This window comes from Dyadobacter sp. (assembly GCF_039919315.1).
Lineage (GTDB): Bacteria > Bacteroidota > Bacteroidia > Cytophagales > Spirosomataceae > Dyadobacter.
Genome location: NZ_JBDSFX010000033.1, coordinates 137,049 through 147,806, shown reverse-complemented (window position 1 = coordinate 147,806; position 10,758 = coordinate 137,049). Strand labels below are relative to the sequence as shown.

13 protein-coding genes are annotated in these 10,758 nt (G+C 48.9%); all 13 read left to right on the top strand.

What is annotated here, in order from left to right; translation table 11 throughout:
• Positions 1-1,219: hypothetical protein (locus tag ABIO93_RS09850; protein ID WP_348067024.1), on the top strand; the 1,219-nt coding region annotated here is incomplete at its 5' end.
• A gap of 3 nt (positions 1,220-1,222) precedes the next feature.
• Positions 1,223-1,555, top strand: a complete 333-nt coding sequence (locus tag ABIO93_RS09845; protein WP_348067022.1) for a hypothetical protein — start codon at positions 1,223-1,225, stop codon at positions 1,553-1,555.
• Positions 1,556-1,560: 5 nt separating this feature from the next.
• The gene (locus ABIO93_RS09840) at positions 1,561-2,115 is read left to right on the top strand and encodes a hypothetical protein (protein WP_348067020.1); all 555 of its coding nucleotides are present in this window, start codon (positions 1,561-1,563) and stop codon (positions 2,113-2,115) included.
• Entirely contained in the window at positions 2,115-2,483 is a 369-nt protein-coding gene (locus ABIO93_RS09835; RefSeq protein WP_348067018.1) for a hypothetical protein, read from the top strand. Before ABIO93_RS09840 ends, ABIO93_RS09835 begins: the two co-directional genes overlap by 1 nt.
• On the top strand, positions 2,480-2,881 hold the full coding sequence (locus tag ABIO93_RS09830) for a hypothetical protein (protein ID WP_348067016.1): 402 nt from the start codon (positions 2,480-2,482) through the stop codon (positions 2,879-2,881). The genes ABIO93_RS09835 and ABIO93_RS09830 overlap by 4 nt, the downstream gene beginning before the upstream one ends.
• 2 nt (positions 2,882-2,883) lie before the next feature.
• Positions 2,884-5,868: a hypothetical protein gene (locus ABIO93_RS09825; RefSeq protein ID WP_348067014.1), complete on the top strand. Its 2,985-nt coding sequence runs from the start codon at positions 2,884-2,886 to the stop codon at positions 5,866-5,868.
• A gap of 2 nt (positions 5,869-5,870) precedes the next feature.
• Positions 5,871-6,650: a LamG-like jellyroll fold domain-containing protein gene (locus tag ABIO93_RS09820; protein WP_348067012.1), complete on the top strand. Its 780-nt coding sequence runs from the start codon at positions 5,871-5,873 to the stop codon at positions 6,648-6,650.
• A 128-nt stretch (positions 6,651-6,778) separates the two neighbouring features.
• Positions 6,779-7,048 carry a hypothetical protein gene (locus tag ABIO93_RS09815; RefSeq protein WP_348067010.1) on the top strand — a complete coding sequence of 90 codons (270 nt, stop codon included), beginning with the start codon at positions 6,779-6,781 and terminating at the stop codon, positions 7,046-7,048.
• On the top strand, positions 7,020-7,313 hold the full coding sequence (locus ABIO93_RS09810) for a hypothetical protein (protein WP_348067008.1): 294 nt from the start codon (positions 7,020-7,022) through the stop codon (positions 7,311-7,313). The genes ABIO93_RS09815 and ABIO93_RS09810 overlap by 29 nt, the downstream gene beginning before the upstream one ends.
• Entirely contained in the window at positions 7,301-7,774 is a 474-nt protein-coding gene (locus tag ABIO93_RS09805; RefSeq protein ID WP_348067006.1) for a DUF5675 family protein, read from the top strand. The genes ABIO93_RS09810 and ABIO93_RS09805 overlap by 13 nt, the downstream gene beginning before the upstream one ends.
• Positions 7,758-8,246: a hypothetical protein gene (locus ABIO93_RS09800; protein ID WP_348067004.1), complete on the top strand. Its 489-nt coding sequence runs from the start codon at positions 7,758-7,760 to the stop codon at positions 8,244-8,246. Before ABIO93_RS09805 ends, ABIO93_RS09800 begins: the two co-directional genes overlap by 17 nt.
• Positions 8,239-10,299: a hypothetical protein gene (locus tag ABIO93_RS09795; protein ID WP_348067002.1), complete on the top strand. Its 2,061-nt coding sequence runs from the start codon at positions 8,239-8,241 to the stop codon at positions 10,297-10,299. The genes ABIO93_RS09800 and ABIO93_RS09795 overlap by 8 nt, the downstream gene beginning before the upstream one ends.
• Entirely contained in the window at positions 10,296-10,757 is a 462-nt protein-coding gene (locus tag ABIO93_RS09790) for a hypothetical protein (RefSeq protein ID WP_348067000.1), read from the top strand. Before ABIO93_RS09795 ends, ABIO93_RS09790 begins: the two co-directional genes overlap by 4 nt.
• Position 10,758: the final 1 nt, after the last annotated feature.

Sequence of the window (10,758 nt, the reverse complement as noted above, 5' to 3'; positions counted from 1 at the left end):
TTTTGGATTGACGCCCGATTCGATCGTTACCGATGAGTATCCGGAAAATGCCCAAGGACAGGATACCAACATCGGTAGCCGTGTCGGGCTTGCTTACAAAGGGATTATGGATCTTTTCAGAGAGCAGTTTCCTGGAATCAACAAGCGCAACACAGGGCTTTTTGGCTCTTACGGCGGCGATAATTTCTATGGTCTGATCGATCAGGGTTTTCTCTTTCGGCACCCCAAAAACATCGTAGCGGAATACCTTTCAACCAAAGCGCACGCTACCTGGAATATCGACAGCGGAACCTGGCACGTAGGGGACTGCGCCTTTTACACCTCGCAACAGCATAAGGACCGGAACGCAAATGTCGCCTATTACATGTATTTCGGTGTAGCGCTATACAACATACCGTTAGAGCTTGTTTTTGCAAACGAACGGATCAAAATCGGCTCTAAAACCTATCAGGGCGAAGATCACGAATGCGACTGGATGGTTTTCGGTACAATCCTTAGCCAATCGCTCATGAGGGACGAGGCGGGCCAGATCGGACCTGAGGAAGTTCGTAGTGGAGACATAATCCCGCTCCCGAATGGAGAAATTATGAGCCGGTATAATACGCCGATCGCTGGCAATGCCGGAGAGCATTGGGATATGGGCTTTTGGTCTTGCTTCATCGGAAAGCGTGGGACCATGCTCTGGGATGGAGGCGGTTCCTATGGACAAGATCCGACGAAGATCTCAACTTATACACCGGCAGCACAATACATAAGGTGGACGCCAACTGGCGGCTCTGAGGAGTCCTATGTACCAGGAAGCAATGGCGCTCCTGAGAATTCGGTGGAAGGGATGAAAGATACCCTCTATGCAACTGTGGTGGATGCAACCATGGCCGGTCACCAGGCTGCTCTAACCCTGGAAGGTTACGATAACATATTGTACTATGCTTCCTACACCAGTTCCCGGAGAACATTTGTGGCAGCTCCCGGATCAGCTGGATTGCACTTAAATGGCTATGGCCCGCTCAACATGGGTATGCTTGCCATGAAGGATACTGCGGACCAAAAATGTGGGACACCTATCATTGGCCAGGGGCCGTTAGGCAGGGTCGCAGTTTACAATAATGGGTTTTTATCGCCCGATGAGTACGAAGACAATGTAACACTTACCTATGGTGCGTGGAGTGCAAGCCTGGGCAGGGTGTACGGGGGACAAACCAGATATGTAAAATTCTAAAAAATGGATATCACAAATGCAATTGACCGCACTAATCTGGAAGATTATGCCGGTGCAAAACTAAAATCGATGCTGGACTTTATTGAGCAGCAAAAGAGCGAAGGGCGGGAAGGGGTACACTATCCCTGGTACATTCCTTCCAACCGGATGAAACACCTGGACGGCTTTAAGAACTTCATTTTCGAAGGGCTTATAGCGAAAGGTAATTATGTGACTGATTTTCTGCCTGGCGCCAAGCAGGAAATCGGCGGGTTTATGAAAGATGTTTTTATCTGCTGGACCGAACAGGCCAAGTTGAATGCTGAATCCGAAGGACTCATTTTTAAAACCTACTGACAATCATGATACGTAAATCCCTCATTTTTCTACTTCTCAGCGCCCTGGTCTTCCTGAGCGCTCAGGGCATTTTTTCATGCCGATCTGTCAAAAGGAACGCCGCCCGGGCCGACAGTACGATCACGCGCAGCGAGCAGACAAATCTTGCCTGGCAAACCGAAACGGTCACCGAGATCAGCCTGGAACCAGGCGAGCTGCTACCTTACATCCAGGGCGATAGCCTGGGGCAGTTTCCGGATATCTTCGTACCGCCGGCTAAGCATCCAAGAGGCCTTTTTGTAAGGCTTGGGCTATCGGGCAAAGACGCGCAGCGGACCGCTAAAAAGCGTCCAGCCGTCGACACATCCGCGCTGATCAGCGCGCCACCGCGCCTCATTTTTAGGAAAACCGAGAAGCAGGCCGGACACGTCGAGCAGAAAAAGCAGGAAGAAAAACAGGTTCAGACCTATGCTCGCAACAATTATAAAGAGCCTAATGCGAGCGGGCTGCTAGGAGTCTGGCTTGCGGTCTTTTGCTTGTTATTCATCTTGTGCCGCTGGGCAGAATCAAAACTTAAATAATGGCAACATCAATAACCGGCCCGGCTAACGGGCTTAACATCGTCACCTATCGAGGCGACACGTTTGAACGCTGGATCCGGATTAAGCGCAATGGGGTCGAAGAGAACCTGTCTCCGAGCACTTACCGGATGCAGATCAGAAACGGTACCCAGCTAATTAAAGAACTGACAAGTGCCGGCTTGGAGATCACCATCGAGGTTAGTGGCGGCGGTGTTCTGGTTCTTGCTTTATCGGATGTGGTTACAGCAGCACTGCCGTCCGGCGAGTTCATTTTTGACATGCAACAAACCTATCCGAACGGAAAAGTAAAAACCCGCTTCCGCGGAACATTCACAGTAACAGAAGATGTAACCAAGCCAATCTCATGAGTGTAACCATTTTGACAAAGGACGAAGAAGATATAATAGAAATCACTTTGTCGACTGTCCCATTTTCGGGAACTACCAAAAAAGCCTACTGGGGATGGATTGGCACTTCTGATATGCTGGTGGAAGCCCAGATCGTGGTATTGCAAGGATCTGGCGAATTCGCGCCAGGCGGGACCATCACTGCCGATTTTCGTCCAGGTAATACAGCACCGATGCACTTGTATTTTGTCGAGCAACAAACTGAGCCCATTAAAACGACCTGGTATGGCTCAGGACTTGATCAGGGCGCGATCGGCCCTGGACAAGTGTTCGCGGTGATCGGAATCGTCGGAAACTGGCGCGTTTACCGTTCATCGTCAAAAACACAATTTTCAACAACAACTCAGTTTAGACCATAGTCATGTCTTATACAGAAATACACGGCGGCATAAGAAACCTAAGCAATTCTCCTGACATCGCCTTTCAATATCAGGAGGACGGCCAGCCATGGCCTTCGATTCTGGCTGCACATAATGGAACCCCGCAGGATTACCGAGCGATCGGAAAAAGCCGATTTGTCGACGATGGTAGCGGCCTTAAAGAATACTGGTACAAGGAAAATACTGAGCTGGACGGCTTGGTTCCGCGGTTTGCAAACCTGGAAACACCGCAGGATTTCCTTGAAGCAATTCAAAACGAGTCTGCTGCCGCAGAACAAAGTAAACAGGGCGCTGAGCTGATCAAAGAGCAGATGCAGGAAATGCTGACTGAAGGCACTGTTTACGAAGGTTTCTGGGACCCGCTTGACAATATTCCGAACGTGTCGACGGTGCTGCCGGCTGGATCTTATTACATCATCGGGCGGACCGCGTCCAGAAACCTGGGAGCAGGCCTGGTCCTTTATGAAGAAGGCAGGAAACTGATCTCCAATGGTACCTCTTACGATCAGTCACCTCCCATCAAGCCCGGCTTGAATACTGTTAGCGCGGAAACGCTTGTAGGATGGTTGCAGTCCCTTTTTCAGCAACTTCCTGACAATTCACCTTTTGTGGAATTGAAAGTTGATAGTGAAAATAGAATATTGTGGGCAATACGAAAAGACGGAGTCATTGTAGGCAAGTTTGAAATTAAAGAAGATAGTATGACGCCAAATTCAGTTAATGCAGATGCGATTCAAGAAGGTTCGATCGACTACACCAAGCTTGCACTGGCCGTCAAATCGTTGATATACGAATCATTCGACAACACTTTCAGTGACTACCTCAAACTTGATGTTTCCAATAATAACTATATTATAACTGCTGTCAAGAAAGATGGGACGTTCAAAATAGGTAAACCAGAGCTGCCAGCTAATTCTATTGTAGAAGCCTGGCTGGCCAGCGCGGTCCGGACAAAACTTAATAATCCGGTGGTAGGCGACGGTGCCGTGTCGGAGTCAAAACTTGCAACAGACGTAAAGAATTTGATCCAGACCTACTTTGTCAATACTAATTCTCAGTACCTGGACTTGAAAGTAGATGAGCTCTTCAGGATTATTCACGGGACAAAAAAAACGGGTGAGTTTTTCATTCAAAGACCTGAATTTCCCGACCGGTCCATTAAGGAAAACTGGCTTTCACAGGCCACAATTAACAAACTGATTTCGCCATCATTCAACCGGCTCAATGCTGCCAACGTGAATGATGTTTCCTACGTCTCAGACGGTCTTATCCGGGCTGTTGAGATTCCGGTTTTCCAAAAAACGGATTCAGTTGGTTCGCGGTTCCGCGAATTTATCTCAGTTGAAACTCCGTATTTGAAGGGCTTGAATGACACAGGTGCTGACATCCAAATTGTCAACAGTGGTAATTTAGTCATACGCGGGAAGTCCTTTCGGGGTACTTTTGACCCCAATGCTGCCGGCGTTTCTTCGGGGACTGCTGGAACGATAGGATTGGTGGACAAAGGTGTGTACGGGCATTTTGCGGCAAACTCATACCCAGCGTTACCTGCTGGATCAACGGGCGATTTCTGGACTATGGATGCGGGATCTGTCGCTATAACGAGGCAGGGATTAACTTTTAAACACGGCGATTTGCTGGTTAAAACTGCTTCTGGTTATGCGATTCAAGCTGCTCCTGGTGACGGTAATTTCTTTTCGGACGACTACTGGAACATCAGTGTTGACGGTGTTTTTGGGGGCGTTCAGTATTTGGTTAACGACCGCATATATTTTAATGGGGCCCAAACAGCTGGCGGGCCTCGCTATGCCCGGTTCATACGCAGCAAAGCGGGCGAATATTATTACATGGGAAGTTGTAATTCATCAGCCTTTGCCCCTGTTTCTCCCAAAAATGGAGATATCTACGATGTGACTTTTTCAGGCACGATCACAGCGAGCAGTCTGGTCGTCAACATAGGCGACTTTGTTATCTACTTAGGTGGCTGGGGCGTTTTTGAAGGTAAGATGAAAACCATTCTTTCCGGTCAATCCTTTCACATGCCTTGCCGAAGCGCAGCTGACTACATGATCCGTCGCGCCGATAAGAGTAACACGGTTGTGACATTGAAAGCTTATGGGCAACGGGGAAGCATTATCCAGCGGGCAACTGACGATATTCATGCAATATCTGATTCCATGCTTGGAGTAAATGGTACCGCTACTAAACTGGCCCTTGCTACTGGCCGGTCTGTAACTCTGAATACTTACGGAGGGTCGACCTTTGACGAAGAATTGCGTATGCTGAAATACAATATTCTCACGCAGGGCGATCTGAATAAGGGCAAAACGGTGATTGTCATGGGCGGTCAAAATGATGGCTCGGATACGACGGCAATGAAACGTGCCGCTTTTTTGGTAGAATCGCTTTTAGGGTCGCGTCAGAAAAGAGTGCTGTTTATGTCCTTTACCGGGACGCAAATATGTACTTGGAATGGCGTCCGGATGGTTGTAGACAATGCGGAATCAGCGTATGGTACCAACAGTTTAAACGGCACCAACTTTATTGCTGACTTGGAACAGTTTTACCGTGCAGCATTCCCACAGCAGTTTTTCAATACCCGGCAGGCCATGCTTGATGCAGCGGTAGGAAGAACAACTATCGATCTGCGCTTCCCTGGAATGACAGAAGCAGCGGTAGCGGCGACTTACCACATTCCACCAAAATCATTTTTCAACGAGTCAGCAGGTAAGCCAACCAAATCTACTTGTAATTACCTGGGAATTTGGGCGGCAGTTGGTCTTCCTACTGGTGGGAATGATCTTGACTATTACTTGCGTACAGCAAATGGCACAGTTGGCAATGAGATCATAAAAATTGCTGGTGTTTGGACTGAATTTGCGGATGATGCGACGCACTGGTCTGATTTGGGCGCGCAGACCATAGCTAACGCCCTTTCAGCTGTATTAACTTCAAAAAATATATAATTATGTCTCAAGGATTATTGCAGAAACTTCCGGCTACTGTCACCGATGACACGATGGACCGCTACTACCCGAATGACGCTGCGCTCACAAAAGGGCATCTGTTTTTGTTCGACCCGTCTAATCCAATTTGTTATCCAACGCAGGCTACCAGCATGCCGAACCTTACTCAACTAGTTAACCTGGTTGCCGGAGGCCCGAACGCGCAATGTTTTACTGCCACTTTCATGACTTATACTGGGGGAAAAGGAATTAAATTCACTGAGGCGACGGGTCAAATTTCCATGGGTACAGGTTACGATATCGGGGCATTGGGCAATGTAAATTTTGCACTTAGTGTTTGGCTTACGCTACCTTCCGGGGGTGAAGAAAATACGAATCCGTTTAGTAAGCTATTAGGCAGGTATTCATCAACAACTGTACCTAATTTGCAATCAGGCTTGGATTCTGGTACAGCTGGTAAAAGGCCTCGTTTTACAGCTGGAACTTCGAGTTCGTCAGGTACTTCTCCTAAAACTACGGACATAACACTTGGAGTAGTACATCACTTGATGGGCGTATTTGAAAATAATACAATGCTTTTCTATGTGGATGGCGTAGCCCAGGGGTCTCCGGTGGCATTGACCGGGCCTCTGGCATCACCAGCTGGTCAGAGCTGGTTAATTGGTACCTGGCTTAAAGGGACTGTATTCCGTTGGTCGTTGGAGAACTTAACTATATCAGGAAGGACCGGAAGCACTGCCGTTGCAGATGAGTACGCGAAGAATGTAGGAAGGTATAGCTAAAAAATGCTTCGGTGGGGCAACCTTTTGTCCCATCGGTTTTTTGTTGGACATCCCAAATTGCACATCGTTAACCCTCACAAACGATGTCAATTTGGGATATTTTTTTTCCGGCTTCCCGGGGTATTTGTATGGCTGCATTTATCGGAACTATGGTTTTCCTGCTCAACGGAAAAAAGCGCGGCCGCAACGCCATCATTGCCGCGGTACTGACCAACTACCTGGTGGCTGTTTACGTGACCGCCCTGGTGGCTGAAATGGCCAGTTTAAAAAGCCTAGAATCCCTTGCCTTTGCGATCGGCTTTGGGGGGTTCAATTTCGTCGAGCGCCTGATCGATAAAATCTTTGACAAAATCACTAACAACCTAAACAATGGAACTACTGACAACAGCGCATCTTAGCAATGCCATGAACATCCTTTTCTTGGTCGGCACCATGCTGCTCAGCCTGATCAGGCTGGCCAGCGGACTGAAAGAATCACCTTTTGAGCGTTTTTCACTAGTCCTGGTCCTGGCTGGGGCTTTCTGTATGATCCTAAAAGCTGCCCACCCATCGGGTACCAGCTACGAGGTGCTTTTTTACAATGCCGGCATTTTCTTCTGGATCTGCACGCAGGCTTATCACGATTTCCCAGCCTTTAAATTTTTGCAGCGATGGAAATCCTAGTGACCCGGTGGGGCAAAGGCGAAAACTCGACGCTATCCTCGGTTACCGTCGACGGCGTACACCAATGCTACTTCCTGGAAGATCGTGACCGCGGACTGACAGGGTCGATGACACTGGCTAAAATTCAGGCGCTGAAAGTAAAAGCAGCTACGGCCATTCCGACCGGGCGGTACCAGGTCACGATCGCTTTATCACCACGTTTCAAAAAGCTACTGCCGCGGCTGTTGAACGTGCCTGGTTTTGCCGGTATCCTTATTCACACCGGAAACAGCGACAAGGATACCGAGGGCTGCCTGATCACCGGCAAGGCCTACGAGAACGTTGGCAGTGACTACCGGATCAAAGGCGGTACGTCCAAGCCGGCTTTTGAGGACCTCTTTAAAAAAATCCAAGATTCCATCAAAACCGAGCAGAAGGTATTCATCACTATAACCAGTCAATACAGTGAGACTCTTAATTAGTTTTTCCCTCTTTCTCTTCGCGGTAATATGCTGCTCAGGCCTGGCCGTGGCTGCTTTGATATCGACGATCGTAGACTCAATCCGATATAAAGACAGGCGCAACCGGCTGGCCGATTCACTTTTTGATGGTGCATACGCGCTTGACGTGTACGGCAATGTGGCCTACCCATCCCTTTTGAATGCATTGTTTCTAAAAAATGGGTGCTACCATTTCGGCCGGCGCGATGAAAGTATCAGCAGCGTGCTCGGTAAGAACTGGACGCAATCAACCCTTACCTGGTTGGGCCTGGGATGCGCCGGATTTCTGAATCTGCTGGACTGGGATCATTGCTTCAAATCCATTCAGGGAGCCTGGCAGCTGCCAAGGCCCGAAAAGATTCCCGGGCATTTAACGGCAGTATTTAGTCTTATCCTTTTGGCAGTACTGGCCATTTTTTCAAGGCTAGGTTTTCTGATCATCTTCCATGCTTGAAATACGAAATGCTGCGGGGCTCACGCTGGAACTTCCCATCGATCAAATTCTGACGATCGAGATCAATTCGACCATCTTCGACACGGATGATGTAATCCGGGGAAGCTACTCGTATCCCTTCAAATTTGGCCTGACGCCAAATAATTGCCTTTTCATAGCAAACAGCCATTTGCCAGAAAGCCCGGTTGAACCTGATATCAGCGTATCAGTTCGGTCCGGGCCTTTCCAGTTCAGGGCGCTGTTGACATTTTCAACGACTGGCGCCTACGCCGATGCCGCACTGCTGATCGACCTGGGAGAAATTGCCGATAAGATCCGAAACGTACCGGTCCGCGAATTTGTCACTGAGCGCTTTTTTGTCGGCACTGACGAAACCAAGCAGGTGGCCACCATGCTCAAACTCGCTACCGCACCGCCCAATCAATATCCGATCGTTTTCCCGCCTTTTCATAACTATGAAATGGTCGACGAGAATTTTAAACCTACCAGCTCTTACGCGCGGCCGACGATCGTTAATGTCTGTTATCCTGGAATTTCCCAACCTACTTATTCGGATACGCTGCTGGGATCTGGTGACCGGCTGCTGGTACCGATGGTTTACCTGGGTTGGCTGATCAGCTATGTCTGTGGTAAGCTGGGATTTACAGCGTCCGGAACATTGTTTAGCGATCCGGTCCTTTCGCGCCTGGTGATCTTTAACACCCAGACCACGCCCGGGCTAACCGTAGAGACCACCGGCTACAGTGTCGAGATCGGCCGGCACTTGGGTGATCACTCGATATCAGAGCTCTTCAAAGCAGTCCGGTCTTATATGGGAGTGAGCATTGATATCAGCGTAACCAATCGCAAGGCCATTTTTAATACTTACAAATCGCTGGCAGAAAGTAGCACCTATGTCGACATATCTGAGTTTATCATTCCTGGAACGGAAGGGATTGAGAAATCCGATAATAAAGGGTTTAGAATTGATACATTTTCTGACGCCTCAGATAAATACGTCCGCTTTCATCCTTACCCATTTGATTCGAACAATATCCAGCCGAAAGAGCTTAGAAGTACCTTTTCTTTCAGTGTCGGAACCAAACAAACCACGATTTCCCTTGCTGTCGGAACGCTCCGTATGGACAGCTTTAAAAATACCAGTGATCAGACCGACGCCGGCCCTTCCTGGTTACTTCCAGCCGCGCAGCAGCCTGGTAACCTGGCCGACCCTTTTTTCGAAAAATCCGAAAACTACTCACCGTATTTCGATTCCAACGATCCAGACGCAATCCCACCGGCCAAAAACGATTGGGCGCTTCGAATGCTCATCTATTGGGGCCTCAAAGAAGATACATCCGGAAAGCTGTACCCGTACGCCAGCTCGGTCAGCTATGATTCCAAGTACAGGATCTTTGGCGAGCTCTCACTGCAACCAGGTGAGCCGGATGATATCTGGACGCGCTACCAGAAAGCCTATTATGAGTTTCTGGCAAGCTCCAAAGAGGTTACCGTTGCCGCCAGGCTCAGCCTGTCCACACTGTCACTGATCAGCCCGTCTGTGCCGATCGGATTCAAACTTTCCAACCAGGTGCTGGGCCGGTACCTGTTGCAGCAGATGAAGTATGATCTGCCTGCAAAGGATGGATTTGTGATGGCTGAATTTGAAGGTCGGCAGACCATTGCCAAACTCTTGAAACCAAATGGCGCCACAGATGCCAAGTTGATCAATAGCTGGATCCAGCTCAAAATCGAAAACTATTCCAGCGAGAATAACGAAAACAACAGCGTGCAGACGCACTTCGCTGATATCGTGGCTTATGTCTGGCAGGACGGGCTTTTCACTGCTGCTGAAACGACCCAGGGCTTTCTTATCGAATACCGCAAGAATGTCACCGACTACGATGTCAACCAGATCTCGACCAAAAAATCAACCAAGGAAGCCATTTATATCCATGGGCACCGGACCGTGATCGAGCCGCACGTCAACTACTTGACAGCCGGTAACCCACGCGGCCTGCACAAATGGGTGACCTGGGCCATGCTAGACGGGGAGGGCTACAGGACGCGATGAAATACCAGGATCTGGATATCAACAAAAGAATTAACCTGAAAGGGACTTACGAGCAGTTTCTGAAAATCACTGTCGACCGATTCCGTCACGAGCTCGACAAAAAGGTCTACCGGACCAAAGGGAAAAAAAGCGATCGCACCCGGGGCCTTTATGATGATTGGAAAACCAAGCTGAGTATGGGCGCGTCCGGAAACGATAAGCTTACCATTGACTTCCCAATGTACGGCCGGTTTATCGATATGGGTGTTGGCCGGGGTGTGAATATGAATTCTGCCCTGCTCCGGAAACGCTACTCGATTCATAAGCCGGACGTGCCCCGGGCCCCGATCAAATGGTACAGCCGGCGCAAGACCGCGGAAGAAAAAAAGCTTGCCGAAATACTAGCAGAACAATATGGGATAGGGCTGGTCAAATTGGCCGAGACCCTACTTAGCAACACAGTTACAATCAATCTCTGAA